Source organism: Microbacterium sp. BWR-S6Y (assembly GCF_041379845.1).
In the GTDB taxonomy this organism is placed as follows: Bacteria; Actinomycetota; Actinomycetes; order Actinomycetales; family Microbacteriaceae; genus Microbacterium; species Microbacterium hydrothermale.
The window spans coordinates 147114-173274 of sequence record NZ_JBFECV010000001.1; the positions used below are offsets into that span (position 1 = coordinate 147114).

Here is a 26161-nt window from a genome sequence, read left to right on the forward strand (position 1 = left end):
GGACGCATGAGAACCTCTTCCTTCCTCGCCCCGATCGCCGTCACCGCCCTCGCCCTTGCCGCAGCCGTCGCCGTCCCGGCCGCGGCCTCGGCGGCGACCCCGGCGCCCGGCGCCTCCGCCCACCCGCGCGTGGATCTGGCCACGGCCCAGTCGCGCGCGACCGACACGGCCACCCGCTGGATCGACGCCCTCACCGCGCAGATATCCCGCACGACCGCCGACACCCACCTCGACGACGCCGACCGCGCGAAGGCCCTCGCCATCGAGAACGACGATCTCGACGGCATCCGCACGCTCCAGACGACGATCGCGGCGGCGACGTCGGTGTCGCAGGTGCGCGACGCCGTGCGGACGGCCGCCGACGCGTTCCGCGTGCGGGAGGTCGCCCTGCCCCAGGTGCGCGCCGCCGCGACCGCGGACCGCGTCACCTCGGTGACGCTCCCCCGCCTCGAGGCCGAGCAGAAGAAGCTGTCGGCCGCCCTGACCGCGCACGCCGACAAGAGCACGCCCGCGGCGACCGCCGCTCTCACCGACCTCGAGACGCAGATCTCGACGGCGCAGTCCGACGTCGACGGCCTCGCCTCCGCCGCGCTCGCCCTGTCGCCGGATGCCGTGAAGGCCGACCCGACGGCGCTGTCGCACGTGCACGACCAGCTCGCGGGCGTGCGTACCGCCGTGTCGACCGCCACGAGCGACGCCAAAACGGTACGCGCCGCCCTGAAGTGAGCACCGGCCGCCCTCACAGCCCGCTGCTGCACAGTCGCCCACCCTGTGCCCATGACGCAGGACCGCGGCCTCGTAGTGGTCGTCGAAGACGAACCCTCTCTCGCCGACGTCGCCCGCCTCTACCTCGCAGAGGCGGGCTTCGGCGTGCACCTTTCCCGGGACGGGAGCTCGGGCCTGCTCGACATCACGCGACTCCGCCCCGTGGCCGCCGTCGTCGACATCGGACTCCCCGGGATCGACGGCATCGAGCTCGTTCGGCGCCTGCGCGAGGCGGGCGACTGGACGCCCGTGCTGTTCTCCACCGCCCGCGACGCCGAGGTCGATCGCATCCTGGGGCTCGAGCTCGGCGGCGACGACTACCTCACCAAGCCGGCCTCACCGCGCGAGCTCGTCGCGCGCGTGAAGGCCCTCGTGCGCCGCTCCCGCGTGACGGCATCGTCGGACCTGCTGACGGTGGGCACCTGCGAGCTGGACGCCGTGCGGCGCACCGTTCGCGTCGAGGGTCGCCCGGTCGAGCTGACCGCCACGGAGTTCGACCTGCTGGCCCAGCTCATGCGTCGCCCCGGCCAGGTGTTCTCCCGCACGCAGCTGCTGTCGGAGGTGTGGGGCGTTGCGGACTACTCGGGAACCCGCACCGTCGACACCCACATCGCCCAGGTGCGCGCGAAGCTCGGGGCGCCCGACCGCATCCGCACGATCCGCGGCGTCGGCTACGCCATCGACGCGTGAAGGGCCCGCTGCGGCGCATCATCACGCGCACGACGATGCTCGTGGCGGTGGTGGCCGTCGTCGCGACCGCGGCCGCCGCCCTGCCCCTCCTGCAGGCCGTCGATGTCTCCGCGGCGCGGGCAGCCGTGGCCACTCAGGCCGACCGCCTCGCCGCGGCCTCCGCCGACGCCCGGAACGCCGTCGTCGCGGGCCTGTCCGCCCTCAGCGACCCCGACGCCCTCGTCGCTCTCGTCGACCCCGATGGGAGCGTCCACGGATCGGCCGCGTCCCTCGTCGACGCGCAGGTGCGCGAGCAGGTCACGGCCGGGGCGGATGTGTCGACCACCGTCCACCGCGACCGCGCAGCCTTCGCGGTGGAGGCGCGCCCCGTCGCCGGTGGGGGTGCGGTGGTCGTCGCGCAGGATCTGCGTCGCGTGCGGTCGCTCGGTGTCGACATCCTCGCACGCGTCGGTCTCGCCCTCGCGATCGGATTCGCCGCGGCGGCGGTGGCGGCGCTCATCGCGAGCCGCCGTCTGTCCCGCCCGCTCGCCGGGCTGGCCGCGGCCGCGCGCCGCATCGCCGGGGGCGACCGCCGTATCGTCTTCACCGCGAGTCCGGTCGACGAGATCCGCGACGTCGAGCGCTCTCTCGAGGCGGTCGGTGCCGCGCTCGCCCACTCCGAGTCGCGCCAACGGGAATTCCTCCTCTCCGTCTCCCACGAGCTGCGCACGCCGATGACCGCCATCCGGGGCTACGCCTCGGCGTTGCGCGACGGACTCGTCCCCCCGTCACGTCTGGCCGAGGTCGGGGAGACCCTGGATGCCGAGGCCGCGCGGCTGTCCGCCTTCACCGACGACCTGCTGGCCCTGGCCCGCCTCGAGGCCGACGACTTCCCGATCCGGCCGCGCGACGTCGAGCTGCGCGCTCTGCTCGCGGACGCGGAGGCGGCCTGGAGGGCGGCCGCGGACACTGCCGGGGTCGCGGTGGTCGTCGACGCCGGAGCGGATGCCGCTGTCATCAACGACCCGCTGCGCGTACGGCAGGTGGTGGACGGCCTCGTCGAGAACGCCCTGCGCGTGAGCGCCGCGGGAACCCGCATCCGCCTCGACGTCGTCGCCGACGCGGACGGGGCGGTGATCTCGGTGGCCGACACCGGCCCCGGGCTGTCCGACGACGACCTCGCCCACGCCTTCGAGCGGGGCGTTCTCCGCGACCGCTACCGCGACGTGCGCCGCGTGGGCTCGGGCCTCGGCCTCTCGATCGCCGCGCGGCTGACCGAGCGCCTGGGCGGTCGCATCTCCGCCCACGCGGGCGCTCACGGCGGCACCGTCTTCCGCATCGCCCTCCCGGCCGCGATCCGCGGATCCGAGGGCGCAGGACCGGAGTGACGACGAAGGCGCCGCCCCCGAGCGGGGTGCGGCGCCTTCGTGAGTGGTGGACCTGAGGGGATTCGAACCCCTGACCTCCTCGATGCGAACGAGGCGCGCTACCAACTGCGCCACAGGCCCGGAAACCTCGTAAACACTATCACGTCACATGCGCGTCACCTGACGCGGGCCGTATCCCGGGCGCGCCGCTGCGCGACCGCGGGCGCGGGACGGTTATGGACATGCCGCTGAACGCATGCCTGTTGAGCGAGGCCCTCGCGGCATCCGATCCGTCGACGCGGACGGGGCTCACTCCCCCGACGCGCGACGCGCCAGGAGCCGCTGGACGTGGTTCTCGATCTCGCTGTCGTCGACGTAGCCCATGGTCGCCCACGGGGAGGCGACGGGGGCGGCAGCGACCGGACGTGCCGTCTCGATCGGCGTGGGAGCCTGCTCGGCCGCGATCTGGCGGGCGGCCTCCTCGCGGGCGGCGGCGCGCAGTGCCTCGCGCGCGAGCTGCTCGTCGACCGCCGCGGCGGCGCGCGACCCCACCGACGCCACGAGTGGGCGCGGGAGCTCGCGAGGCGTCCAGGTCGGGCGCGGTTCGGGCACGAGGGCGACGTCCTGCACCTCGGCCACCGCGTGGCGCACCGTCACCTCGACCGGGCGCGTCGCGGTGCGAGAGGCGACGACCGAGATCCGACGCAGGATGAGAAGGGATGCCAGCACGATGGCCGCTCCGCTCGCGAGGAGCACAGGCGACGCACCGCCGACGACCTGCACGGCGCCGAACCCGAAGGAGATCAGCCCGGCCAGCAGCGCGACGGACACGACGAGACGAAAGCGGCGACGCACGCGCGCCCGCCGCGCGGCGGGGACGGCGACGGCCGCGGCCTGAACGGCTCTCGCGCGTTCCACGGCCTCGGCGCGCTCGGCACGCGTCTTCTCGAGGGCGGCGGCGCGCTCGGCCCGAGCGACCTCGACCGCCGCGGCGCGCTCGGCGCGCGCCAGCTCGATCGCCGCCGCGCGCTGCTCCTTCACGACGTCGCGGTCGCGGGCGCTCTCGAGCTTCGCGACCTCGAGGCGCGCCTTGGCGGCGGCCAGTTCGGCCTGCGCCTGCTGCGCCTGCACCTGCCGCGCGAGCTTGTGCTGCTGGTGCGCGGTGCGGGCGGTCAGTTCGAGGTGGACCTCGCGCGGCGTCTCGGCGGTTTCCGCGAGCACGCGGAGGGCCTGGTTGAGGCGCACGGCGTTGCGTTCGGCGGAGGTGAACCGGTGCCGGCTCTGCCACGACGGCAGGAGATAGACCAACCACAGCGCGACCGCCACGAAGACGATCACCCCGCCGCTCAGCACCTGGCCACCCATGGGATAAAGGTAGGTCACCGAGAGATCACACCTCGGCATCCTCCCGCGTGTCGTCGCGTCCGATCGGCGGGAATGCGTCTCGGCGCGAGAATGCGCGCCGCCGGTGACGAGACGGCGGCATCCTGCGCACGGGTTGTCAGCGGGATGCCGTCTCGGCGCGCCCCGGCGCGGAACAGGGCGACACGACCCGAGGCGAAGCGGGGCGGAGCGCCACAGCCTTGTCGGTGCTCGAGCGGCCTCAGATGCGGTCGGCCGGCGGGATGCGCGCCGCGTCGGGCGGCACCTGCCCTCGCGACCAGCGGTCGAGCACGCCGTGCGGAACCTCTTCGCGCACGAGGGCGAAGGCGTAGTGGTCGCGCCAGTCGCCGTCGATGTGGATGTACCGGCGACGGAGCCCCTCGTACCGGAAGCCGAGCTTCTCGACCACGCGCAGGCTCGCGTGGTTCTCGGGGCGGATGCAGATCTCGACCCGGTGCAGATTGAGCTCGGTGAAGCAGACGTCGGTCGCCATCGCCACGCTGACGGTCGTGATGTTGCGACCGGCGAACTCCTCGGCCACCCAATAGCCGATCGTCGCCGACGCGAGCGAACCCCGGGAGACGCCCCAGACGTTCAACTGCCCGGCGACCTCGTCGTCCCATGCCATCACGAAGGGGACGCCGAGGCCGTCACGGTACTGCTGCAGAAGACGACGGATGCCGAGCCGCATGTCGAACGACACGGGGCCGTCGGGGCTCGTGGCCTCCCACGGGCGCAGCCACGAGCGGTTGTCGATCAGCTGCTGCTGCAGCACTCGCGCATCGCGGTTGCGGATGAGACGGATCGACACCTCGCCGTGCCGCCTCGGGATCGATAGATCCATGTCGCCCCGCCGGGTCAGAGACCCTGCGCGAACTCCTTGAACCACGGACGCAGGGCGGGGCCCAGGTCGTCGCGGTCGGCGGCGAGCTGCACGATGGCCTTGATGTAGTCCACGCGGTCGCCCGTGTCGTAGCGGCGTCCGCGGAACACGACGCCGTACACGCCGCCCCCGTCGCCGCCGCCGGTGGCGAGCTCTTCGAGCGCGTCGGTCAGCTGGATCTCGCCGCCCTTGCCGGGCTCCGTGCGCTCGAGGATGTCGAACACGTCGGGTCCGAGCACGTAGCGGCCGATGATGGCCAGGTTCGAGGGAGCGTCCTCGGCCTTGGGCTTCTCGACGAGCTGCGTGACCTTGACGACGCCGTCGTCGTCGGTGGGCTCGACGGCCGCGACACCGTAGAGGTGGATCTGCGAGGGGTCGACCTCCATGAGGGCGATGACCGTCGCGCCGCGCTTGTCGTACTCGGCCATCATCTTCTCGAGCAGCGGGTCGCGCTCGTCGATGAGGTCGTCGCCGAGGAGCACCGCGAAGGGGTGGTCGCCGACGTGGCTGCGCGCGCGCAGCACCGCGTGGCCGAGGCCCTTGGGCTCGCCCTGTCGCACCATGTGCACGTCGGCCAGATCGGACGAGTGCTCGACCTTGGCGAGCTTGTCGTGATCGCCCTTCTCGCGCAGCTTCGTCTCGAGCTCGGGCATCGAGTCGAAGTGGTTGGCGATGTTGTTCTTGTTGCGCCCGATGATGATCAGGACGTCTTGGATGCCGGCCCCGGTCGCCTCTTCGACGACGTACTGGATGGCGGGCTTGTCGACCACCGGCAGCATCTCTTTGGGCATGGCCTTGGTGGCCGGGAGGAAGCGAGTACCGAGTCCAGCGGCCGGGATGACGGCCTTGAAGGGCTTATGAGGCATGGCCATACCCTAGCGGGACCGCGCGACACCGTCGGCAACACGCGCGCACGTAGACTTACCCGCATGCCGGATCGCATCGAGCAGGCCAAGCGCGCACTGCGCGCCGATCTGCGCGAACGCCGCCAGACCGTCTCCGCCCATTCGCGCGAGGTGGCCGAGGTCGGGGTCAAAGAACAGCTCGACGCGCTCGTCGATCGCCTGGGCGCACGGAGCATCTCGTGCTTCCTGTCGACGCCGACCGAGCCGGGTACCCACGCCTTCGTCTCCGGTGCGGTGGAACGCGGCATCCGGGTGCTCCTGCCCATCACCCGGGAGGACGGACTGCTCGACTGGAGCGTCGCGACCCCCGACACCGAGATCACCGAGGGCATGTTCGGCCTGCCCGAGCCCGTAGGCGACGTGCTGGGTCCCATTGCCGTCAACGACGTCGACCTGCTGGTGATCCCGGCCGCCGCCGTCGACCGCAACGGGATGCGGCTCGGCTGGGGCCGCGGCTACTTCGACAAGACCCTCGGCTCGATGGAGAAGTGCCCGCCCGTGTACGCGGTCATCTTCGACTCCGAATTCGTCGACGACGTGCCCCGCGACGTGCACGATCAGCCCGTCACGGGCGTGGTCACCCCCACGCGCACGGTCGCGATCGCCGCTCACCCCGCCTGACCACCCGAAGGAACACCGATGCCCACCTACTCCTACGCCTGCAAGCAGTGCGGCCACCGCTTCGACGCCGTGCAGTCCTTCTCCGACGCGGCCCTCACCGAGTGCCCGGAGTGCGGCGGCGAGGTGCGCAAGCAGTACGGCTCCATCGGCGTGACCTTCAACGGCTCGGGGTTCTACCGCACCGACTCGCGCGGGTCGAGCGCGGGATCGTCCGGTGGCGCCTCCTCGGGTTCTTCGACATCATCGAAGTCGGAAACGAAGACGTCCGCTCCCTCTTCGGCCTCCTGAGACCGGGTCGGCGCGGCAGAAGGGGAGCCAGCGCATGATCAAGGGATTCAAGGAGTTCATCCTCCGAGGCAACGTCATCGACCTCGCGGTCGCGGTCGTCATCGGAGCGGCGTTCTCCGCCGTGGTCAACGCCATCGTCAGCGCTGTCATCACGCCGCTGATCGAGGTGTTCTACAAGCCGAATGACACAGGAGAGGTCGGGCCCACCATCACGGGCATCTACGGCCAGCAGGTCGTCTTCCCCCTCGGTGGCCTGCTGACCGCCATCATCAGCTTCTTCGCGGTGGCGATCGTCGTCTACCTGGTCTTCGTGTACCCGATGAACCGGTGGAAGGCCATCGCCGCTGCGCGCGCGGGAGTCGACAAGGCGGCCACCGAGGAGCCCGCGCTCCCCACCGAGCAGGAGCTGCTCGTGCAGATCCGCGATCTGCTGGAGCGGCAGAACAAGCTCTGAACCGCGCTCTCGCGTGAGACGGCGTCCGCGCCGGGACGACCTCCCGGCCCGGGCGCCGTTGCGCGTGGGCGCCCGCTCAGGCCCGTGCGGGGTATCGACCGAGAGGCTTCGCGTCAGTAGTGCGGAGGGACCTCGCGAATCATGCGCTCGTCGTTGGGTCCGGATGCCGCCGGGCGGGCGCCCGCGCCCCGCGCGGGGTCATCGGCGGGGGCGGGCTCCGCCGTGGTCCCCGGTGCGGCCATAAGCCGTGCGCGCCGCGCCCCGCGCACGCGGACGACCGGCTGGCGGGCGTCGGAGGCGTCGCCGCGTTCGGCCGCCGACGCTCCCGCCGCGGGAATGTCCGTGCCCGGCGACGGCGCCGAGCTCACCGGCGCGGCACCGGAGACCGTGGCATCCGGATTCTCGGTCATACGGGCGCTCAGCCGGGGAGGTCGAGCGGCTCGGTCGTGGAGTCGGGCGCGGCGGTGTCGTCGGGGGCGATCCCGAGCAGTTCCGCGATGCGGGCCGCGACTCCGGCGGGGTCGCTGTAGAGGTCGAACGCGTGCACGCGCACGTAGTGCCAGCCGAGGCGACGCAGGATCTGCGGCCGCAGGCGCAGCGTCTCGCGCAGGGACTCCCCGATCGTCTCGGGGTCGCTCTCGGCCACGACGGCCTTGCCCTTGTGCCGGGCGACGAGCGGGAGCAGACCGCGGTAGTCGACGTCGACCTCGACGCCGAGACGGCGCAGCTCGCGCGCGAGAGCGCGGGTGAGCGGGTCGGCGAGGTCTTCGAGGCGGCTCTCGCGGCCCCGCGCGGCCACGTTGCCGAGGATGCCCATGAGCGTCGCGGCGCCGTGCTCGAGGCGACCGTCGTCGAACGCCGAGGGACGGATCGACGACACGATCACCATCGAGCGGCGCGCACGGGTCATGCCGACCGTGAGCAGGCGCTCCCCGTCCGGCGTCGACAGGTCGCCGAAGTCGCTGAGCACGCGCCCGTGGCGGGTCAGACCGAAGCCGAGCGAGAACACCACGCGGTCGCGGCTCTCGGCCACGGATTCCTCGAGGGTGAGCACGGCGAACGGCTCGGCGGCATCCCTCGACACGAACTCGGCCACGTCGGAGCGCCCCGCGAGCGCCGCGACCACGGAGGCCCGCACGCGCTCGGCGTGCTTGCGGCTCGCCGTGACGACCATGAGCGACTCCGACGCGCGGTTCACCGCGTGCTCGACGACGAGGGTGACGACACGGGCGACCTCGGCGTCGGGGCTCTCGACGGCTCCGCTGACGGGGTCGGGCGCGCCGACACCGCCCTCGACGTAGTCGACGCTGAGGCTCCCGCGGCCCAGGTACGAACCCGCCCACGGCAGCGACACGATCTCGCCGCCGTAGAAAGCGTCGTTGACGAGCTGCGACAGGTCTTCTCCCCCGGCGCGGTAGCTGCGGGTGAGGGTCTCCACCGGCAGCAGCTCGGCGATGCGCTCGAAGACCGAGGTCTCGTCGAACGGGACCTCGTCGGAGTCGGCATCGGCACCGTCGGGGGCCGCGGCGATCGCCGCGCTCACGCGGAAGGGCGTGGGCTTCTGCACGACCGGGTCGCCGAACAGCACGACCTGCCGGGCGCGGCGCAGGGCGGGCGTCGCCTCGGCGAGGCTCAGGGCCGCGGCATCCGCGATGATCACGACGTCGAAGGCCAGGTCGTGCGGCACGTCGGGCACTTCGTACGGCGACGCGAGCCACACCGGCGCGAGGGTGCGCAGGAGGGCGGGAGCGGCATCCGAGATCTCCTGCGCCGTGTGCAGACCGTCCTTGAGAGCGCGCTTGAGCGCGGCGGCCTCATCGGCGTGATCGACGATGCCGATGCGCCACTGGGTCGCCAGCTGCGCGGCGAGCAGGGGGCCGGCGGCGGCGGCGTGCGCCTCGTCGACCAGGCGGAAGTCGCGCTCGAGGCGGTCGACGACGCTCGTGTTCGCCCCCAGGAGGGCGCGGTCGGTGCGCAGCAGGTGCTCGAGCGCAGACTGCCACCACGCGAACTCGAGCTCGGCGCCCACGCGCTCCTCGGGAACGTGGCGCACCGACAGTTCGATGAGCAGCTGCTCGAGGCCCAGGCGGGCGAGCTCGGAGCGCAGCTGCGCGCGCTCGACGAGGTTGTCGAAGAAGGTCGACTCGGCGGCGAGTCCCGCGAGGGTGCGGATGAGGCGCTGCACGGGGAGGGTCGCCAGACGCTCGGAGCCCTGGCGACCGAGGATCTGGTCGAGTTCGCCGAGCAGGGCGTCGGTGCGCTGCCAGGCGACGTGCACGTCGGCCAGGCCCAGCGGCACCTCGGGGGTGACGCCCGCCTCGACGACGCGCTGCCACTCGGTGCGCTGCTGCTGGATGCGCACGAGCGCCTCGTACATGTCGGGCACGTGCACACCCGGCCGCACGTACTCCTTCGACAGGCGCTTGAGGCGTCGGCGGTTGGGGCCGCTCATCGCCGACGCGTCGCGACGCGGCGAGTGCGCGTCGATCAGCTCGCCGAGCGGACGCTCGAACACGCTCGGGCTGAAGCGATCGAGCGACTCGCGGATCCCCTGCAGGAGCCTGAGGTAGGCACCCAGCTCCGACACCGTCTGGAACGGACGCATGCGCGTCTGCGCGATGAGCTCGTACCCGCGCTCGAGCAGCCGCGGCACCTCGTGCGCGTGCAGCTTGCCGGCGAGGTCGTGCGCGGCGCGCGCGTCTTCGGTGCGCGTAAAGCTCACGCCGTACCACGGCGAGTCATCGGGGCCGAAGCGGAACTCCCCCAGTCGCGCGGCCATCGCCAGGGCGCGGGCGGCAGCGTCGCGGCGGCCCGCGAGGCGCTCGAGCGTCGCGAGATCGAAGCGCGCCTCGGTCGAGGGGGCGGGAGAAGTGGATGCCAGGGACGTCAGCGCGCGCAGCACGTCGAGCGCCGAGACCCCCAGCGCGAGGTGCGGCTCGGTGACGGCCGAGCGGTAGTCGCGCAGCACGGTGCGCAGGCGCACGAGGGCGTCGTCGATCTCGGCGACCTTGGGCTGCTCGGCCTTCTCGTTGCGGCCGATGGCGCGGATGAGGTCGCGGCGCACGTGGTGGGGAGAGACGGCGAGGCCGGTGAGTCCGACGCCGGCGAGGCGGTGACGGATGCCGTCGAGCGTCGAGCGGCGGGCACTGACGACGAGCACCCGCTTGTTGTCGTGCACGAGCTGCCCGATCGCGTTGATCACCGTCTGCGTGCCCCCGGTGCCCGGCAGCGTGTGCACGGCCAGGGAGTGCCCTGCGGCGATGCGCGCGAGGACGCGCTCCTGCTCGGCGTCGGCGTCGAGGAGCAGCGTGTCTGCGGCGGGCGCGCGCTCGTCGGGGCTGACGACGACCGGGTCGTCACGACGGACGGAGATGCGGGCCCGATCGTCGGGGTGACCGGCGAGCGCGTTCAGCAGCGGATCGTCGAGGTCGTGGGTGTCGCGCGCCATGCCCGAGCCGACGTCGGCGAACGAGGAGATGACCAGGCGCGGGTGCACCACGAAGGTGGGGACGTGCGAGGTCAACCGGCGGATGTGGTCGATGACCGGCTGCGGCTTGAAGACGCCCTGGTCGTAGGCGAGGCCCGCGAGGGCGGCGCTGTCGATCTGGATGCCGAGGTGCGTGCGGAACGCGCGCGCGAGCTCGGGATTCATCACGAACGCGCCGTGCAGCTTGAGCTCGAAGTCGCCGTGATGACGGCGGATCGCGAGCGGGCGCAGCAGCACGGGGGCCGACCACTCCACTCCCCCGATCTTCCACGCCGACAGCCCCACGGCGAGGTGCACAGGCTCGAGACCGCGCGCGGTGCGCAGTTCGACGTTCTTGGCGGTGATGCGGTCTGCGGCCATGCGCGCGGTGCGCAGCGCGACCTCGTCGCGGAACAGGTTGGACAGCATGGTCGCGCGCCCGGTGATGAACTGCGGGAGCGAGCCCGGGTGCGCCTTGGTGATGTCGATGCCCGCGTCGAGCGCGTCGTCGAAACGCAGCAGCGTCGACCTCCCGCCCAGGGCGGCCGCCTCGGCGCGGATGCGATCGCGCTCGGGGTCGGCGACGTGGCGGACCACGATGCCGGGCTCCGACAATCGCAGCTCGCCCGGATCGACGGACGACGTCGAATCGTCTCCGTCGGCACCGATCACGGTACCGTCCTCAGCTCGCCACACACCTGTCAGACTAAGCCGGGCGGTCCGGGATCGCGCGCAGCGGGGGCGAGTTTCGCGACAATCGACGACACGCCGCGCCACCGGCTCTTCCTCCCCAGGCGCCGGATGACCGGCATCCTCCCCATCTCGAGGCCGCGGCGCAGCGGGCCCCGGCGGCCGTGAAGAGGATGAGGGCATGAGCACAGTCACGAGCACCGAATACGACGGTCCCCTCGGTCCGATCCTGCTGACGTTCATCGACGACGCCCTCGTGCGTCTCGATGTCGCGCACGACGGGATCGACCTCGCGCGCGCCGAGATCTCCCAGCGTCTGGGCGTCGTCCCCGAACCCGGTGCCGCGGTCGGCGAGCCCCTCTGCGCGCAGCTCGACGAGTACTTCGCCGGCGAGCGACGCACGTTCGACGTCGGTCTCGACTGGCGCCTCGTTCGCGGATTCACGCGGGCGGCGCTGGAGGCGACTCGCGACATTCCCTATGGAGAGGTCGCCTCGTACGGCGAGGTGGCGCTCATGGCCGACGCTCCGCGCGCCGCCCGCGCCGTGGGCACGGCGTGCGCCTCGAGTCCGTTCTCGATCGTGGTGCCGGTGCACCGGGTCGTGCGCGCCGACGGGTCGATCGGCGAGTACGGCGGGCACCCCGAGGTCAAGGAGTACCTGCTCGACCTCGAGAGCCGTGTCGTGCGGGGCGAGAGGTTGCAGGCGACCGGATAGGCCGGGGTCGGGGCGCAGGTGCGGACACGGCGACGCCCGGCCCCGCAGGGGGGCCGGGCGTGACCGGATCAGTGGTTCGAGGCCTTCTCGGCGCCGAAACCGGTGAGCGAGCGCACGTCCATCTCGGCCGCCTTGCGGCGGTCCTCGGCCGTGCGCGAGGTGACCGAGCCCAGCCACCCGAGGAAGAAGCCCAGCGGGATCGACACGATGCCGGGGTTGTTCAACGGCCAGATCGCCACCCCGGTGTTCACGAACACGCTCGTGGGCGTGCCCCAGAAGACCGGCGAGAGGAAGATCAGCACGAGCGCCGACCCGAGGCCGCCGTACATGCTCCACACCGCGCCGCGCGTGGTGAACCGGCGCCAGAACAGCGAGAACAGGATCGTCGGCAGGTTCGCCGAGGCGGCGACGGCGAACGCCAGCGCCACCAGGAACGCGACGTTCTGCCCCTGCACGCCGATGCCGCCGAGGATCGCGAGCACGCCGATCACGATCACCGTGCGACGAGCGACCTTGACCTCGCCGTCGGGCGGGACGTCGCCCTTCTTCACGACGTTCGCGTAGATGTCGTGCGCGAACGAGGCCGCCGCCGTGATCGTCAGACCGGCCACCACCGCGAGGATCGTGGCGAACGCCACCGCCGAGATGAATCCGAGCAGCAGCGGACCGCCGAGCGCGAACGCGAGCAGCGGAGCGGCCGCGTTGACGCCGCCGGGCGCGGCGAGGATGGCATCCGCCCCCACGAGGGCTCCCGCACCGTAACCGAGGACGAGGGTGAGGATGTAGAACAGGCCGATCAGCCAGATGGCCCAGACCACCGAGCGACGGGCCTCCTTCGCGGTGGGGACCGTGTAGAACCGCATGAGCACGTGCGGCAGACCCGCGGTGCCCAGCACGAGGGCGAGGGCGAGCGAGATGAAGTCCCACGGGTTCTTGCCGTACTGCAGGCCCGGGGCCAGCACCGCATCACCCTTGGGCGACGCCGCCACGGCGCTCTCGAGCAGGGTGTTGAGGCTGAAGCCGTTGATGGCGAGCACCCACACCGTCATGACCACGGCACCGCCGATGAGCAGGAACGCCTTGACGATCTGCACCCAGGTCGTGCCCTTCATCCCGCCGATCAGCACGTACACGATCATCAGGATGCCGACGACGGCCACCACGATCGACTGCCCCACCCGCTCGGTGATCCCGAGCAGCAGCGACACCAGGCCGCCGGCACCCGCCATCTGAGCGAGGAGGTAGAAGAAGCACACCGCGAGCGTGGTGATTGCGGCCGCCATACGGACCGGACGCTCCTTGAGCCGGAACGACAGCACGTCGGCCATCGTGAACTTGCCCGTGTTGCGCATCAGCTCGGCCACGAGCAGCAGCGCCACGAGCCACGCGACGAGGAATCCGATCGAGTACAGGAAGCCGTCGTAGCCGTTGATCGCGATGGCGCCGACGATGCCGAGGAACGACGCCGCCGACAGGTAGTCGCCGGCGATCGCGAAGCCGTTCTGCGGGCCCGTGAACGAGCGGCCTGCCGCGTAGTAGTCGGCCGCCGTCTTGCTGTTGCGGCTGGCGCGGATGACGATGAACAGCGTCACCGCGACGAACGCCCCGAAGATCGAGATGTTCAGCACCGGGTTGTTCTCGACCGTCTGCACGGCGGCCTCCACGGCGGCGAGCACGTCGTTCACGAGCGACCTCCCTCGGCGCGCTCGAGTTCATCGCGGAGGGCCTCGGCCCCCGGGTCGAGGCGACGGTTCGCGTAGGCGACGTAGCCCATCGTGATGGCGAACGTGGTCACGAACTGCCCGAGTCCGAACAGGAGTCCCACCGTGATCGCGCCCGACACCGGCTGGGCCATGAAGCCCGGCGCGAACGACGACAGCAGGACGTAGATGAAATACCAGACGAGGAACGCCACCGCGAGGGGGAAGACGAAGCTGCGCTGACGCCGCTTCAACTCCCGGAACGGGGCGGACTCCTCGACCGCGATGTAGTCGACGCCGCTCGTGTGCGCGTCGTCGATCCGACGGTCCGTCATGTGGCCTCCTTGCCTCATGAGTCCGGCGCAGCGCCACGCTGCGCCGTTCGGGGGAAAAGTCCGGGTCGGCTGGCGCTTCCCCGGTGGTAGGGTCGACGCTACGAAACGCGGCGACGACGCCGTCACCCCCGGAAGTAGGTAGTGCGTGGCTGCACCGTCCACACTTCGAGACGACACCAGATTGGTGTCGCACGCCGTGAGCGAGCTCGCCCGGCGCACGCACTTCCCCGTGGCCTTCGGCGGTCTCGAACACGACGGAGCGGTGCACGTGACCACGATCGTCGGGGCGCGGACGCGCAGCATCGAGGGACTCGTCGTGCACGCGACCCGCGGGCTGGGCGGTCGCGCCCTCGTCGAACGCCGCCCGCGGATGACCCTCGACTACCGCACCGCCCGCTCGATCACCCACGACTACGACCGCGCGATCCTCGGCGAGGGCATCGCGACGCTGTTCGCGGTACCCGTGCTCGTGGGCGGAGCGGCGCGCGGGGTGCTGTACTGCGGATCGTGGGCGCAGTCGCAGGTCGGCGAGGTCGAAGCCCGACCGGCCTTCGACGTCGCCGGCGAGCTCGGCACCGAGCTGCGGGTGCGCGCCGAAGTGGAGCGGCGGATGGCCGCGGCGCCGGCCCCCGAGGGCGGGCTGAGCGCGGGGGCGCGCGAAGAGATCCGCGAGAGCTACGCGCAGCTGCGCAGCCTCGCCGCCACCGTCGGCGATGACGCCGTGCGCCGCCGACTGGAGGACATCGAGGCGCGCCTGGCCGCGCTCACCGGTGACGCCGCCGCCTCGACCGCCGACGCCGACCTGCACCTCTCCCGGCGCGAGGTCGACGTGCTCGCGTGCGCGGCCGTCGGCTCGACGAACGGCGAGATCGCGGCATCCCTCGGCCTGCGCGAGACCACCGTGAAGTCGTATCTCGCGTCGGCGATGTCGAAGCTCGACGCCTCGACGCGGCACGCCGCCGTCACGCGTGCGCGGCGCGCGGGACTGCTCCCCTGACCCCTGGACGACCGGTGGGAAACCCCTGGCAATGGCCGCGAGGAGTTGAGAGCGGCCCGGATTCTCGGCATCGTGGCTGACTCCTGTCGTCGATCAGAGAAGGAGAGTCACCCATGCTGACGCTCACCGAAGAGGCCACGACCGCCGTAAAGACCATCACCGCGCAGTTCCCCGACGCCCCGCAGGGCGGCGTGCGCATCGCGGGAGCGGGCTCCCCCGAGTCGCAGTTCGCGCTGTCGGTCGTGGACGCCCCCGAACCGGCCGACACCGTCGTCGAGAACTCCGGAGCGCGCGTGTTCCTCGACACCGACGCCGCCGCGGTGCTCGATGACCGCGTGCTCGACGCGCAGATCGACCCGCAGGGGTCGGTGCAGTTCGCGGTGACCACCGCCGCGTGATCCGCGCGTGACGCGCTCACGCGTTCTCGACGATGCCCCGGCCCGCGCGCCGGGGCATCGTCGTATCCGGCGGCCTCAGCCGCGGAAGACCACGACCTCATCGAGGTCTTCGTCATAGACGAACTGCAGGGCCGTGTCGGCGGGAAGCGTGGTGGCCGCGCGCTCGGGAGTGTCTTCGGTGAGGAGGATCGTGAAGGTCGCGGGGAACAGACCCGCCGCGCACGAGGGCAGGAGGAACTGCCCCTCGTAGCCGTACCCGTCCTCGCTCTCGTCGAACAGGTCGGGCTGGTACACCGTCATGCACCTCGCCGCGCCCTCCCCTGCCCGGAACGACGGGTAGGTCACCGGGCGGAAGCCCTCGAAGGCGGCGTAGGCCTTCACGTTGCCGGTGATCCCGCGGTACAGCGAGGTCGGGATCTCGAACGGGGGGTCGGGGGCCAGCCGCGCGACCTGGGTGGCCCCCACCTGCAGCGGATCGGTCTGCACGCGCTGCACGATCACGAGCGCCGTGAGCAGGGTCGCCACGGTGAGCGCCGCCCCGGCGAGGAGGACGGCCGTGGAACGCCGCACGCGCGGCATCCTCCGACGCGGGCGGGCGATCTCGCCGTCGTCCTCGGTCGCCTCCGCGTCGTCCGGGGCGTCGACCGCGACGGGGTCGGGCTCCCCGCCGCGCGGCGGGTGGCTCTTGTCACCCGCGAGGGCGTCGCGCGCGCGCTGCTCGAGTTCGATCAGACGCTCCACGGCCGCGGGGTCGGCGGAGATGTCGGCGCCCGGCGCGAAGGCCCGGCGTCGGAGGGTCGCGAGTTCGTCGTCGTCGTCGTCGATGCGCGGCATCCCCCGATTCAAGCAGTGCGGCGCCCTGTCGTGCGGGGCGACGACCGCACCCTGCGCGAACCGGCCGGGCCGCGTCAGTGTCCGGTGAACGAGGGCGCGCGCTTGGCCTGGAACGCGGCGAAGCCCTCGCGATAGTCGTCGGTGGCGGCGAGCGCCGCCTGCGCGCGGTTCTCGAGCGCCATCGCCTCCCACAGCCCCCGCCGCTCGTCGCGGATCGCCGCCACGATGCGCTTGCTCGCGCGGAACGCGGCCGTGGGTCCCGCCGCGGCCCGGCGCGCGGCCAGGGTCGTGGCATCCTGCACCTCGGCGGCGGGGAACACGCGCGAGAACATCCCCGCCCGCACCGCCTCCTCACCCGACAGCAGGCGCCCGGTGTAGACGAGGTCGAGGGTCGCGTGGATGCCGAGCCGCTCGGCGAAGAGCGCGTGGCCGCCGGAGTCGAGGGTCGCCCCCAGGGCCGCGAAGGGCGAACCGATCTTCGCGGTGTCGGCGACGTACACGACGTCGGTCGCGATGAGCAGGCCGAGCCCGACGCCCAGGCACGCGCCGTGCGCCACCGCGAAGGTCGGTGCGGGGAAGTCCGCCATGCGGCGCAGCAGGGGCGTGAGCGTGTCGTCGAGGTAGGCGGCGACGTCGTCGGTCGCCGGGTCGACGCCCGAGATGTCACGGCCGGCGCAGAACGACGGCCCCTCCCCGCGCAGCAGCACGGCGCGCGCCCCGTCGGCCTCGGCGCGGTCGTAGGCGGCGGCGAGGTCGTGCAGATCCGTCAGGCCCAGGGCGTTGCGCCGGGAGGGGGCGTCGAGGACGATCTCGGCGACGTCGTCGGCGAAGCGGTAGTCGATCACGGCGCTCACCCGTCGTAATCGACGCGGACCGCGTCGGAGGTCGGGTGGGATTGGCACGTGAGCACGTATCCGCGCTCGATCTCGTCGGGTTCGAGGGCGTAGTTCTCGCTCATCGAGACCGACCCCTCGATCACCCGTGCGCGGCACGTGCCGCACACCCCTCCCGCACACGCGAACGGCACGTCGGGACGTACCCGCAGGGCCGCCGCGAGGATCGTCTCGTTCGCTTCGACCGGGCTGTCGACGGATGCCGACTGACCGTCGAGCGTGAAGTCGATCCGCCGCACCGGCTCGTCGGCGCGCACGCGCACCGGGCGCGCTCCCCCGGTCTGCGCGGGGGCGTCGCCATCGCCCGCGGTGAACAGCTCGAAGCGGACGCGCTCGCGCGCAACACCCGCCTCGGCGAGCGTCTCGCGGCACAGCTCGACGAGGGCGAACGGTCCGCACAGGAACCACTCGTCGACGGATGCCGGGTTGATGAGCCGTGACAGGATCAGACGCAGCCGCTCCTCGTCGATGCGGCCCGAGAACACCGGCGCCGCGCGCTGCTCGCGCGAGAGCACGTGGTGCAGCGTGAGACGCGAGGGATAGCGGTCCTTCAGGTCGGCGAGCTCATCGACGAACATCACGTCGGTCGAGGAGCGGTTGGCGTAGACGATCGTCATGCGGCTCTGAGCGGAGCGCTCGAGCACGTCGGTCGCGAGCGCCATGATCGGCGTGATCCCGGAGCCCGCGGCGATCGCGACGACGTGTCCGGTCGTGGTCGATGCTTTCGAGACGAAGGTGCCCTGCGGGCTCATCACCTCGATCTCGTCGCCCGGACGCAGGCCCTCGTGCGCCCAGCTCGAGAAGCGCCCGTCCGGGTCGCGCTTGATGCCGACGCTGATGCGGCCCCGCGCGGGCGGGCGGCACAGCGAATAGGAGCGGCGCAGGTCGTCGCCGTCGACGCGCGCGCGCAGGGCGACGTACTGCCCGGCGGCGTAGTCGAAGGCGTCGGCGAGTTCGTCGGGGACGGCGAAAGTCACCTCGATCGCGCTCGGGGTCAGCGGGCGCACGTCGGCGACCCGCAGGGTGTGGAATCTCGCGCGGGCGCGCCCGCCGGTCTCGCGCACCGCGCCGAGGGTCGAGGGGGCCGGGGTCGAGAGGGCCGGGGTCGCGGCATCCGTGTCGGTCGTCGTCATCACAGGGCCTTGAAGTGGTCGAAGGGTTCGAGGCACGCGCGGCACTCCCAGTGCGACTTGCACGAGGTCGAGCCGAAGCGCGAGACCTCGCGCGTGTTCAGGGAACCGCAGCGGGGGCACGCGACGCTGAGCTTCACGCGGATGGGACCCGCCGGCGCGCGACCGGTGGGCGGGGCGATGCCGTACGCGGTGAGCTTGCGCTTGCCCTCGTCGCTCATCCAGTCGGTGGTCCACGCGGGCGTGAGCGTCGTCTTCACGACGGCGTCGTCGAAGCCGGCCGAGGTGAGGGCGAGGACGATGTCGTCGCGGATCGCGTCGACCGCCGGGCACCCCGAGTAGGTGGGCGTGATCGTCACCGTCACGGTGTCGCCGTCGAGACGGACGTCGCGGAGCACTCCGAGGTCGTCGATCGTCAGCACCGGCACCTCGGGATCGACGACGGCCGCCGCGATCTCGCGGGCGCGTTCGAGGGTCGGGGTCACCACGTCGCCCCCGGGTGGCGGCGGGCGAGCACCTGCATCTCGGCGAGCAACGGCCCGAGAGCGGGGTGATGACGCCCCTCGCGTCCGCCCGCGGACGAGGCGGGAATCGCGGGCACGGCGACGTCTTCTTCGGCGAGCACGGCGGCCAGCACCTCGTCGACCCGCCCGCGCAGCGTGGAGGGGCGCACGGCGATTCCCTCGAGGCGGTCGTGGAGCGGCTCGTCGCGGAACAGCTCGTCGAGGTAGGGCCAGGTGTCGTGGAGGCCGACCAGGAAGCGTCGGCGCGACTCCTCGGTCCCGCCCGCCAGGCGCAGCGTCCACTGCACGGCGTGGTCGCGGTGGTAGTCGACCTCTTTCTCGGCCTTGGCGGCGACCGCCGAGAGCACGGGATCGGAGGATGCCACGAGCTCGCGATACAGCTCAAGGAGATACGCGGATGCCAGGAGCTGACGGGCGATCGTGTGCGCGAAGTCGCCGTTCGGCAGTTCGAACAACCAGGCGCTGCGGAAGTCCCACTCGTCGCGCCAGTAGGCGAGGTCGTCCTCGCTGCGGCCGTCGTAGGTGCCGGCGTAACGCAGCAGGGAACGCGCGTGGCCGATCAGGTCGAGGGCGATGTTGCCGAGGGCGACGTCTTCTTCGAGCTCGGGGGCGCGGGCGATCCAGCCGCAGAGGTTCTGGGCGAGGATCAGCGCGTCGTCGCCGAGCCGCATCGCGTAGGCGGCGACGTCGGGGTCGGTGGCACGGTCTTCTCCCCCGGCGAGCTCGGCCGCGAGCTCGCGCGCGTCGAGCGAGACATCCCCGTGCGGGTCAGCACCGTGCGGGTCGGCGCCGTGCGGATCGGCGGCTTCGACAGGCTCAGCCACCGACGCCGAGCCAGGTCCCTGAGCCCGTCGAAGGGACCGGTCCCCGTGATCGGTCGAGATGCTCACAGGTGCGGCACCCCCTCGGAGGCGGTGTAGTACACCGCGTGCCGGTAGTTCTTGCCCGCGGGCGACTCGAAGAAGGCGCCCTTCGCTCCCGGATCGCTCGTCGTCACGGCATCCGAGGGAACGACCCAGACCGACACGCCCTCACCGCGACGGGTGTAGAGGTCGCGGGCGTTGCGGACGGCGAGTTCGGCGTCGGGCGCGTGCAGCGAACCGACGTGCACGTGGCTGAGGCCGCGGTTCGCGCGGACGAAGACCTCCCACAGGGGCCAGGTCTCGGCGGGGCTGCCTCCGGGCGTGGCCATCAGGCGGCCGCCGTCTCGGTGCGGGCGGCGCTCTTCTTCGCGGCGTAAACCGCGGCGGCTTCGCGCACCCAGGCTCCCTCTTCGTGCGCGTCGCGGCGGTGCTGACGGCGCATCGTGTTGAGCGGTCCGCGGCCCGCGAGCACCTCGTGGAACTCCGTCCAGTCGATCTCGCCCATGACGTACTCGCCGCTCTCGTCGTCGTAGCGCAGCTCGGGGTCGGGCAGAGTCACTCCCAGCACGGCCGCCTGCGGCACGAGCATCGAGACGAATCGCTGACGCAGTTCGTCGTTGCTGAAGCGCTTGATGTTCCACGCCATCGAATGCGCCGAGTTGGGCGAGTCGTCATCCGGGGGTCCGAACATCATCAGGCTCGGCCAGTACCAGCGGTTCACGGCATCCTGAGCCATCTCGCGCTGCTCCTCGGTGCCCTGCATGAGGGTGAGGAGGATCTCGAAGCCCTGTCGCTGGTGGAACGACTCCTCCTTGCAGATGCGCACCATCGCCCGACCGTAGGGTCCGTACGACGCGCGGCACAGCGGCACCTGGTTGCAGATGGCAGCGCCGTCGACGAGCCACCCGATGGCGCCCATGTCGGCCCACGTCGGGGTCGGGTAGTTGAAGATCGACGAGTACCGCGCCTTGCCGTCGACGAGCTGCTGGGTCATCTCGTCGCGCGTGATGCCGAGCGTCTGCGCCGCGGAGTAGAGGTACAGACCGTGCCCCGCCTCGTCCTGCACCTTGGCGAGCAGGATCGACTTGCGCTTGAGGCTCGGCGCGCGGGTGATCCACGCCCCCTCGGGCTGCATGCCGATGATCTCGGAGTGCGCGTGCTGCGAGATCTGGCGGATGAGCGTGCGGCGGTAGGCGTCGGGCATCCAGTCGCGCGGCTCGATGCGGCCGTCCGCCTCGATGAGGTCGTGGAACATCTCCTCGCCGTCCCGGACGTCGCTGGGGGGTGCGGTCATCGTCATCGTCGACTCCTTTTACAGACCGATCGTTCAGTAAAGTGTATCCGCGGGCGCGGCGGTCCGCAACGGGTGCGCCGGCGGCTCAGCGCAGGTCGTAGACGCGCTTGTACTTGCCCTCGCTGCGGGGAAGGACGCCCGGCTCCTCCACGCGCACGTCGACGCTCGTCCCGATGAGCACCTTGATGCGCTGCCGCAGCACCACGCCCGCGGCCTCGCACACCTCGCGCTCCAGGGCCGGGTGCCGCTCGATGCGCACGGTCATGGCATCCATCCGCCCCTCCCGACGCAGTTCGAGGACGAAGTGCGGGGTGAGGGTCTCGATGCCCATCACGATCTCCTCGATCTGCGTCGGGAAGAGGTTCACGCCGCGCAGGATGATCATGTCGTCGTTGCGGCCGGTGATCTTCTCGATGCGGCGCATCGCGGGGAACGCCGTGCCGGGGCGCAGTCGGGTGAGGTCGCGGGTGCGGTAGCGGATGACCGGGAAGGCCTCCTTCGTGAGCGAGGTGAACACGAGCTCGCCGAGCTCTCCGTCCGCGACCGGCGCCCCCGTGTCGCCGTCGATCGTCTCGGGGAGGAAGTGGTCTTCCCACACGTGCGGTCCGTCCTTCGTGAGGGCGCTCTCGGATGCCACACCCGGGCCCATCACCTCGCTCAGGCCGTAGATGTCGACGGCGACGAGGTCGAGGCGGCGCTCGATCTCCCGGCGCATCTCGTTCGTCCACGGCTCCGCCCCGAGCACGGCGACGCGCAGCGAGGTCGAGCGCGGATCCACGCCGGCCGCCTCCAGCGCGTCGGCGATCGTCAGCAGGTAACTGGGCGTGCAGAGGATGGCATCCGGTTCGAAGTCCTGGATGAGCTGCGCCTGACGCGCGGTCTGCCCGCCCGACATCGGGATCACGGTCGCGCCGAGGCGCTCGATGCCCGCGTGCGCGCCGAGGCCCCCGGTGAACAGTCCGTAGCCGTAGGCGTTGTGCACGCGATCCCCGGGGCGGATGCCGGCGGCGCTCAGCGAGCGGGCGACGAGGTCGGCCCACCGGTCGAGGTCTCCGGCCGTGTACCCGACGACGGTGGGACGCCCGGTGGTGCCCGACGAGGCGTGGATACGGCGGACGTCGGCCATCGGCACCGCGAACATGCCGAAGGGGTAGGTCTCGCGCAGGTCGGCCTTGGTCGTGAAGGGCAGCAGGCGGATGTCGTCGAGCGTGCGGATGTGGTCGGGGTGCACGCCCGCCTCGTCGAACTTCCGGCGGTATAGAGCGACGTTGTCGTAGGCATGGCGCACCGTCCACCGCAGGCGCTCGAGCTGCAGGGCGCGGAGCCTGTCGAGAGGGATGCCGGTGGGATCGACGGATGCCAGGAAGTCCGGGCGCGATGCGGTGGTCAGGGTCATCGGGACACCTCCGTGGTGGGGAGCGCGGCGCTGCGCTGGTGGTCGGGTGAGGGTCGGGGGCCGGAGGCTTCGACAGGCTCAGCCACCGGCGCAACGGCCGAGGTCCCTGGGCCCGTCGAAGGGACCGGAACCCGCTCGGGTCGGGGGCCGGAGGCTTCGACAGGCTCAGCCACCGGCGCAACGGCCGAGGTCCCTGAGCCCGTCGAAGGGACCGGAACCCGCTCGGGTCGGGGGCCGGAGGCTTCGACAGGCTCAGCCACCGGCGCAACGGCCGAGGTCCCTGAGCCCGTCGAAGGGACCGGAACCGGCGGACGCCGATCCGTCGTGATGCTGCGGCCGCGCACCTCGGCGACGAGGTCGCCCGTCTCGTCGGTCACGCGGATGTCGTACAAGCCCGTCCGGCCGCTGCGCGCGCGGCGCACGGCGGACGCGGTGAGGGTCTGCCCGGCCGTCGTGGACTTCAGGAACGTGATGTCGGCGCCGCCGGCGACCGTCACCCGCTCGTCCTCGTTGCACGCGATCGCGAACGCCGTGTCGGCGAGGGTGAAGACGAGCCCGCCGTGCGTGATCGCGAAGCCGTTCAGCATGTCGTCGCGCACGGTCATCGACACGCGGGACTCCCCCGGCGCGTCGTGCTCGACGACCATGCCGAGCATCGCCGACGCCCGGTCGTTGCGCATCATCGGCCGCAGGCTCATGCGGGCACCGCCACGGGAGCCCACGTCTTCGCCACGAGCGTCAGCACGTCGTACTGCGCGACGATCTCGGCATCCTGGTTGCGGATCACGGCATCCCACCGCACCTCGCCGTACTCGTCGGTCTCGCGCGGGGTGATCTGCTTGGCGGTCAGGGCGACGCGGATGCGATCGCCGGGTGAGACGGGGGTGAGGAAGCGGAGATTCTCGAGCCCCGAGTTCGCCAGCACCGGGCCGGGCGCCGGGTCGACGAAGAGCCCCGCCGCCCACGACACGAGCAGGTACCCGTGCGCGACACGTCCCGGGAAGAACGGGTTCGCCGCGGCCGACTCCTCGTCCATGTGCGCGTAGAACGTGTCGCCGGTGAATCTTGCGAACACCTCGATGTCGTCGAGCGTGACCTCGCGTTCGGCCGACTCCACGGCATCCCCGATCCTCAGCTCCGAGAGCGGTTTGCGGAAGGGGTGCGTGCCGGCGGAGTCGGTCTCGGCTCCCGGATGCCACACCCCGGTCAGCGCGGTGAGCATGCGCGGGGAGCCCTGGATCGCCGTGCGCTGCATGTAATGCAGGACGGACCGGATGCCACCGAGCTCCTCGCCGCCGCCGGCGCGGCCGGGTCCGCCGTGCACGAGGTGCGGGACGGGGGCGCCGTGTCCGGTGGAGGTGCGCGCGTCGTCGCGGTCGAGGAAGAGCACGCGGCCGTTCATCGCGCCCATGCGGGTGAGCAGCTCGGTCGCGACGTCGGGGTCGTGGGTGGCGACGCTCGTGACGAGGGAGCCGCCGCCGCGCCCCACGATGGCCGCCGCCTCCGCGACGTCGGCGTACTCGACGATGCTGGCGACAGGTCCGAACGCCTCGATGTCGTTGACGGCCGGGGTCGTGGCATCCGCGAACGACAGCAGCATCGGCTGCAGGAACGCGCCCTCCGCGGGCACACCCTCGGGCACCTCGTCCGAACCGACGACGAACCGTCCGCCGGCGTCGGTGAGCGCGCGCACCTGCCGCAGCACCTCGTCGCGCTGCGCGATCGAGACGACCGGCCCCATCGTCACGCCCGCGGTGCGCGGGTCGCCGATGACCACGCGCTCGCTGATCTTGTCGCGAAGGGCCTGGGCAACGGCATCCGTCGTTCCGGCCGGCACGATCGCCCGGCGGATCGCGGTGCACTTCTGTCCCGCCTTCGTGGTCATCTCGACGAGCAGCTGCTTCACGTACGCGTCGAACTCGGGGGTGCCGGGCACCGCGTCGGGGCCGAGGATGGAGGCGTTGATCGAGTCGGTCTCGCTCGTGAACCGCACGCCCGGCTTCGCCTGCGCGCGCAGGCGCTCAGCGGTCGCGGCGCTGCCGGTGAAACCGACCGTGTCGCCGAGGTCGAGCAGGTCGAACAGACCGGGGACGCTGCCGCTGACCAGCTGCAGGGAACCCTCGGGGAGCAGTCCGGTCTCGACGACCATGCGCACCCACGCCTCGGCGATGTACGCCGTCGGGGTCGCGGGCTTCACGATCGTGGGGAGTCCGGCGAGGAAGGCGGGCGCGAACTTCTCGAGCGCTCCCCACATCGGGAAGTTGAACGCGTTGATCTGCACCGCGACCCCGGGCAGGCGCGTGTAGACGTGCCGACCGAGGAAGGAGCCGTCCTTCGACAGCGGCTCGATCGGTCCGTCGAGCACGACCTTTCCGGCGGGGAGTTCGCGCCGCGCCTTCGACGAGAAGGTGAAGAGCACGCCGATGCCGCCGTCGATGTCGCTGAGCGAATCGCGCCGGGTCGAGCCGGAGCGCTCCGACAGGGCGTAGAGCTCTTCGCGGCGCTCGTTCAGGGCGATCGCGAGGTTCTTCAGCACCATCGCGCGCTGGGGGAAGGTGAGGGCGCCGATGCTCTTCTGACCCTCGCGGCGTGCGAAGGCGACGGCTCCGGCGAGATCGAGCCCCTTCGTGCTGACCCGCACGATCTCCTCACCCGTCGAGGCGTCGCGCACGATCGCCGCGTCGGGGTCATCGGCGGGCGTCCACCACGCGCCGTTCACGTAGCTCGGCAGAAACGTCATCGTTCGCTCCATTCGTAGAATCCGCGGCCGGTCTTGCGACCCAGGTGCCCCTGGGCGACGAGCTCTCGCAGCAGCGCGGGCGGGGTGAAGCGCGCGCCGAACGCGCGCTCGAGTTCTTCGGCGATGCCCAGGCGCACGTCGAGTCCGACGATGTCGGTCGTGCGGAGGGGCCCCATCGGATGCCGGTATCCCAGCTCCATCGCCGTGTCGATGTCGTGCGCGCTCGCGACGCCTTCTTCGAGCATGCGGATCGCCTCGAGGCCGAGGGCGACGCCGAGGCGGCTGGAGGCGAAGCCCGGGGCGTCGCGCACGACGACGGCGGTCTTGCCGATGGCCTCGACCCAGGCCGTCGCCGCGCCCACCACCTCGGGCGACGTCGCCGCCCCGGTCACCACCTCGACGAGGGCCGATGCCGGCACGGGGTTGAAGAAGTGCAGGCCGAGGAACCGTTGCGGGCGGCGGAGCGCGGCGGCGAGCGCATCGATCGAGATGGAGGAGGTGTTGGATGCCACGACCGCGTCGTCGTGCACGGCCCCCTCGATCCGCGCGAGGGCGTCGAGCTTCAGCGCGCGATCCTCGGGGACGGCCTCGATCACGAGGCCCGCGCCGGCGAGCGCGGCGGTGTCGGTGCCGACGGTGAGGGTGGCGGCATCCGGGATCTCGACGCCCTTCTGCGCGGAGCGCGACAGAGCGGTCTCGACGCGGTCACGCGCGCCGTCGGCCGCTGCCGCGTCACGCTCGACGACGTGCACGCGCGCTCCAGCGAGCAGGAACGCGTGCGCGATGCCGGCGCCCATGCGGCCTCCGCCGAGGACGCCGACTCGGGCGGGAAGGGATGCCGCGGGCCGGGC

The 26161-nt window shown here is 71.9% G+C and carries 27 protein-coding genes and 1 tRNA gene; 9 read left to right on the top strand and 19 right to left on the bottom strand.

Annotation, left to right across the window (positions count from 1 at the left end; translation table 11 throughout):
* Positions 1-6: 6 nt before the first annotated feature.
* Genes AB1K56_RS00625 through AB1K56_RS00635 form a run of 3 tightly spaced genes read left to right on the top strand, consistent with a single transcriptional unit; the run spans position 7 to position 2822 of the window.
* On the top strand, positions 7-726 hold the full coding sequence (locus AB1K56_RS00625) for a hypothetical protein (protein ID WP_371204106.1): 720 nt from the start codon (positions 7-9) through the stop codon (positions 724-726).
* Positions 727-777: 51 nt separating this feature from the next.
* Positions 778-1455 carry a response regulator transcription factor gene (locus AB1K56_RS00630; RefSeq protein ID WP_371204107.1) on the top strand — a complete coding sequence of 226 codons (678 nt, stop codon included), beginning with the start codon at positions 778-780 and terminating at the stop codon, positions 1453-1455.
* On the top strand, positions 1452-2822 hold the full coding sequence (locus AB1K56_RS00635; protein ID WP_371204108.1) for a sensor histidine kinase: 1371 nt from the start codon (positions 1452-1454) through the stop codon (positions 2820-2822). The genes AB1K56_RS00630 and AB1K56_RS00635 overlap by 4 nt, the downstream gene beginning before the upstream one ends.
* 44 nt (positions 2823-2866) lie before the next feature.
* Here the strand turns inward: AB1K56_RS00635 and AB1K56_RS00640 are convergent.
* From AB1K56_RS00640 to galU, 4 genes are all read right to left on the bottom strand, one after another.
* Positions 2867-2942 (bottom strand) — tRNA-Ala (locus AB1K56_RS00640).
* A 168-nt stretch (positions 2943-3110) separates the two neighbouring features.
* Positions 3111-4184 carry a large exoprotein gene (locus tag AB1K56_RS00645; protein ID WP_371204109.1) on the bottom strand — a complete coding sequence of 358 codons (1074 nt, stop codon included), beginning with the start codon at positions 4182-4184 and terminating at the stop codon, positions 3111-3113.
* Positions 4185-4404: 220 nt separating this feature from the next.
* Positions 4405-5028, bottom strand: coding sequence for a GNAT family N-acetyltransferase (locus AB1K56_RS00650; RefSeq protein ID WP_264631785.1), 624 nt, complete (start codon positions 5026-5028; stop codon positions 4405-4407).
* A 14-nt stretch (positions 5029-5042) separates the two neighbouring features.
* Positions 5043-5933 carry a UTP--glucose-1-phosphate uridylyltransferase GalU gene (gene galU / locus AB1K56_RS00655; RefSeq protein WP_076676699.1) on the bottom strand — a complete coding sequence of 297 codons (891 nt, stop codon included), beginning with the start codon at positions 5931-5933 and terminating at the stop codon, positions 5043-5045.
* A 63-nt stretch (positions 5934-5996) separates the two neighbouring features.
* On the opposite strand from galU, the gene AB1K56_RS00660 reads away from it, so the two are divergent.
* From AB1K56_RS00660 to mscL, 3 genes are read left to right on the top strand one after another with little or no spacing between them, the layout of a single operon-like run.
* The gene (locus AB1K56_RS00660) at positions 5997-6593 is read left to right on the top strand and encodes a 5-formyltetrahydrofolate cyclo-ligase (RefSeq protein ID WP_264631787.1); all 597 of its coding nucleotides are present in this window, start codon (positions 5997-5999) and stop codon (positions 6591-6593) included.
* 18 nt (positions 6594-6611) lie between these two features.
* The gene (locus AB1K56_RS00665; protein ID WP_136586585.1) at positions 6612-6881 is read left to right on the top strand and encodes an FmdB family zinc ribbon protein; all 270 of its coding nucleotides are present in this window, start codon (positions 6612-6614) and stop codon (positions 6879-6881) included.
* Between the two features lie 34 nt (positions 6882-6915).
* Positions 6916-7335 (top strand): large conductance mechanosensitive channel protein MscL, encoded by a 420-nt coding sequence (gene mscL, locus AB1K56_RS00670; RefSeq protein ID WP_371204110.1) that lies wholly within the window; start codon positions 6916-6918, stop codon positions 7333-7335.
* A 113-nt stretch (positions 7336-7448) separates the two neighbouring features.
* On the opposite strand, the gene AB1K56_RS00675 is transcribed toward mscL, so the two are convergent.
* Together AB1K56_RS00675 and AB1K56_RS00680 are read right to left on the bottom strand one after the other, a co-directional pair.
* Positions 7449-7745, bottom strand: a complete 297-nt coding sequence (locus AB1K56_RS00675; RefSeq protein WP_371204111.1) for a hypothetical protein — start codon at positions 7743-7745, stop codon at positions 7449-7451.
* Between the two features lie 8 nt (positions 7746-7753).
* Positions 7754-11473 (bottom strand): AAA family ATPase, encoded by a 3720-nt coding sequence (locus AB1K56_RS00680; RefSeq protein ID WP_371204112.1) that lies wholly within the window; start codon positions 11471-11473, stop codon positions 7754-7756.
* Positions 11474-11672: 199 nt separating this feature from the next.
* Between AB1K56_RS00680 and AB1K56_RS00685 the strand changes: the two genes are divergently transcribed.
* Positions 11673-12206 (top strand): methylated-DNA--[protein]-cysteine S-methyltransferase, encoded by a 534-nt coding sequence (locus tag AB1K56_RS00685; RefSeq protein ID WP_371204113.1) that lies wholly within the window; start codon positions 11673-11675, stop codon positions 12204-12206.
* A gap of 68 nt (positions 12207-12274) precedes the next feature.
* Here the strand turns inward: AB1K56_RS00685 and AB1K56_RS00690 are convergent, their stop codons facing one another.
* Complete coding sequence (locus tag AB1K56_RS00690; RefSeq protein ID WP_205822754.1) at positions 12275-13891, bottom strand: cation acetate symporter; 1617 nt, start codon at positions 13889-13891, stop codon at positions 12275-12277.
* Entirely contained in the window at positions 13888-14241 is a 354-nt protein-coding gene (locus tag AB1K56_RS00695) for a DUF485 domain-containing protein (protein WP_371204114.1), read from the bottom strand. The genes AB1K56_RS00690 and AB1K56_RS00695 overlap by 4 nt, the downstream gene beginning before the upstream one ends.
* A gap of 145 nt (positions 14242-14386) precedes the next feature.
* Here AB1K56_RS00695 and AB1K56_RS00700 point away from each other — a divergent pair, with 145 nt between their 5' ends.
* Entirely contained in the window at positions 14387-15238 is an 852-nt protein-coding gene (locus AB1K56_RS00700) for a response regulator transcription factor (protein WP_371204115.1), read from the top strand.
* Positions 15239-15351: 113 nt separating this feature from the next.
* Positions 15352-15636, top strand: coding sequence for a Fe-S cluster assembly protein HesB (locus tag AB1K56_RS00705; RefSeq protein WP_136586591.1), 285 nt, complete (start codon positions 15352-15354; stop codon positions 15634-15636).
* A gap of 75 nt (positions 15637-15711) precedes the next feature.
* Here the strand turns inward: AB1K56_RS00705 and AB1K56_RS00710 are convergent, their stop codons facing one another.
* From AB1K56_RS00710 to AB1K56_RS00760, 11 genes are all read right to left on the bottom strand, one after another.
* Positions 15712-16470 carry a hypothetical protein gene (locus AB1K56_RS00710; RefSeq protein WP_371204117.1) on the bottom strand — a complete coding sequence of 253 codons (759 nt, stop codon included), beginning with the start codon at positions 16468-16470 and terminating at the stop codon, positions 15712-15714.
* Positions 16471-16544: 74 nt separating this feature from the next.
* Complete coding sequence (locus tag AB1K56_RS00715; RefSeq protein WP_371204640.1) at positions 16545-17315, bottom strand: enoyl-CoA hydratase/isomerase family protein; 771 nt, start codon at positions 17313-17315, stop codon at positions 16545-16547.
* A gap of 5 nt (positions 17316-17320) precedes the next feature.
* Complete coding sequence (paaE, locus tag AB1K56_RS00720) at positions 17321-18496, bottom strand: 1,2-phenylacetyl-CoA epoxidase subunit PaaE (protein ID WP_371204118.1); 1176 nt, start codon at positions 18494-18496, stop codon at positions 17321-17323.
* On the bottom strand, positions 18496-18978 hold the full coding sequence (gene paaD, locus AB1K56_RS00725) for a 1,2-phenylacetyl-CoA epoxidase subunit PaaD (protein WP_136586877.1): 483 nt from the start codon (positions 18976-18978) through the stop codon (positions 18496-18498). The genes paaE and paaD overlap by 1 nt, the downstream gene beginning before the upstream one ends.
* Entirely contained in the window at positions 18975-19841 is an 867-nt protein-coding gene (paaC, locus tag AB1K56_RS00730; protein ID WP_371204119.1) for a 1,2-phenylacetyl-CoA epoxidase subunit PaaC, read from the bottom strand. The genes paaD and paaC overlap by 4 nt, the downstream gene beginning before the upstream one ends.
* Before the next feature lie 62 nt (positions 19842-19903).
* On the bottom strand, positions 19904-20209 hold the full coding sequence (gene paaB / locus AB1K56_RS00735; RefSeq protein ID WP_055838158.1) for a 1,2-phenylacetyl-CoA epoxidase subunit PaaB: 306 nt from the start codon (positions 20207-20209) through the stop codon (positions 19904-19906).
* On the bottom strand, positions 20209-21180 hold the full coding sequence (paaA, locus tag AB1K56_RS00740) for a 1,2-phenylacetyl-CoA epoxidase subunit PaaA (protein WP_371204120.1): 972 nt from the start codon (positions 21178-21180) through the stop codon (positions 20209-20211). Before paaA ends, paaB begins: the two co-directional genes overlap by 1 nt.
* Before the next feature lie 79 nt (positions 21181-21259).
* Entirely contained in the window at positions 21260-22570 is a 1311-nt protein-coding gene (locus AB1K56_RS00745) for an AMP-binding protein (RefSeq protein WP_371204121.1), read from the bottom strand.
* Positions 22567-23268: a hydroxyphenylacetyl-CoA thioesterase PaaI gene (paaI, locus tag AB1K56_RS00750; RefSeq protein WP_371204122.1), complete on the bottom strand. Its 702-nt coding sequence runs from the start codon at positions 23266-23268 to the stop codon at positions 22567-22569. Before paaI ends, AB1K56_RS00745 begins: the two co-directional genes overlap by 4 nt.
* Positions 23265-25310 (bottom strand): phenylacetic acid degradation bifunctional protein PaaZ, encoded by a 2046-nt coding sequence (gene paaZ / locus AB1K56_RS00755; protein WP_371204123.1) that lies wholly within the window; start codon positions 25308-25310, stop codon positions 23265-23267. The genes paaI and paaZ overlap by 4 nt, the downstream gene beginning before the upstream one ends.
* Complete coding sequence (locus AB1K56_RS00760; protein WP_371204641.1) at positions 25307-26107, bottom strand: 3-hydroxyacyl-CoA dehydrogenase family protein; 801 nt, start codon at positions 26105-26107, stop codon at positions 25307-25309. The genes paaZ and AB1K56_RS00760 overlap by 4 nt, the downstream gene beginning before the upstream one ends.
* Positions 26108-26161 lie beyond the last annotated feature (54 nt).

What these genes read in the sequence shown, in the direction of transcription:
- AB1K56_RS00625 (WP_371204106.1), top strand. Translation starts at nt 7, where the DNA reads ATGAGAACCTCTTCCTTCCTCGCCCCGATCGCCGTCACCGCCCTCGCC.
- AB1K56_RS00630 (WP_371204107.1), top strand. Translation starts at nt 778, where the DNA reads ATGACGCAGGACCGCGGCCTCGTAGTGGTCGTCGAAGACGAACCCTCT.
- AB1K56_RS00650 (WP_264631785.1), bottom strand. Translation starts at nt 5,028, where the DNA reads ATGGATCTATCGATCCCGAGGCGGCACGGCGAGGTGTCGATCCGTCTC.
- galU (WP_076676699.1), bottom strand. Translation starts at nt 5,933, where the DNA reads ATGCCTCATAAGCCCTTCAAGGCCGTCATCCCGGCCGCTGGACTCGGT.
- AB1K56_RS00660 (WP_264631787.1), top strand. Translation starts at nt 5,997, where the DNA reads ATGCCGGATCGCATCGAGCAGGCCAAGCGCGCACTGCGCGCCGATCTG.
- AB1K56_RS00665 (WP_136586585.1), top strand. Translation starts at nt 6,612, where the DNA reads ATGCCCACCTACTCCTACGCCTGCAAGCAGTGCGGCCACCGCTTCGAC.
- mscL (WP_371204110.1), top strand. Translation starts at nt 6,916, where the DNA reads ATGATCAAGGGATTCAAGGAGTTCATCCTCCGAGGCAACGTCATCGAC.
- AB1K56_RS00675 (WP_371204111.1), bottom strand. Translation starts at nt 7,745, where the DNA reads ATGACCGAGAATCCGGATGCCACGGTCTCCGGTGCCGCGCCGGTGAGC.
- AB1K56_RS00685 (WP_371204113.1), top strand. Translation starts at nt 11,673, where the DNA reads ATGAGCACAGTCACGAGCACCGAATACGACGGTCCCCTCGGTCCGATC.
- AB1K56_RS00695 (WP_371204114.1), bottom strand. Translation starts at nt 14,241, where the DNA reads ATGACGGACCGTCGGATCGACGACGCGCACACGAGCGGCGTCGACTAC.
- AB1K56_RS00705 (WP_136586591.1), top strand. Translation starts at nt 15,352, where the DNA reads ATGCTGACGCTCACCGAAGAGGCCACGACCGCCGTAAAGACCATCACC.
- AB1K56_RS00710 (WP_371204117.1), bottom strand. Translation starts at nt 16,470, where the DNA reads ATGCCGCGCATCGACGACGACGACGACGAACTCGCGACCCTCCGACGC.
- paaE (WP_371204118.1), bottom strand. Translation starts at nt 18,496, where the DNA reads ATGACGACGACCGACACGGATGCCGCGACCCCGGCCCTCTCGACCCCG.
- paaB (WP_055838158.1), bottom strand. Translation starts at nt 20,209, where the DNA reads ATGGCCACGCCCGGAGGCAGCCCCGCCGAGACCTGGCCCCTGTGGGAG.
- paaA (WP_371204120.1), bottom strand. Translation starts at nt 21,180, where the DNA reads ATGACGATGACCGCACCCCCCAGCGACGTCCGGGACGGCGAGGAGATG.
- AB1K56_RS00745 (WP_371204121.1), bottom strand. Translation starts at nt 22,570, where the DNA reads ATGACCCTGACCACCGCATCGCGCCCGGACTTCCTGGCATCCGTCGAT.
- paaI (WP_371204122.1), bottom strand. Translation starts at nt 23,268, where the DNA reads ATGAGCCTGCGGCCGATGATGCGCAACGACCGGGCGTCGGCGATGCTC.
- paaZ (WP_371204123.1), bottom strand. Translation starts at nt 25,310, where the DNA reads ATGACGTTTCTGCCGAGCTACGTGAACGGCGCGTGGTGGACGCCCGCC.
- AB1K56_RS00760 (WP_371204641.1), bottom strand. Translation starts at nt 26,107, where the DNA reads ATGGGCGCCGGCATCGCGCACGCGTTCCTGCTCGCTGGAGCGCGCGTG.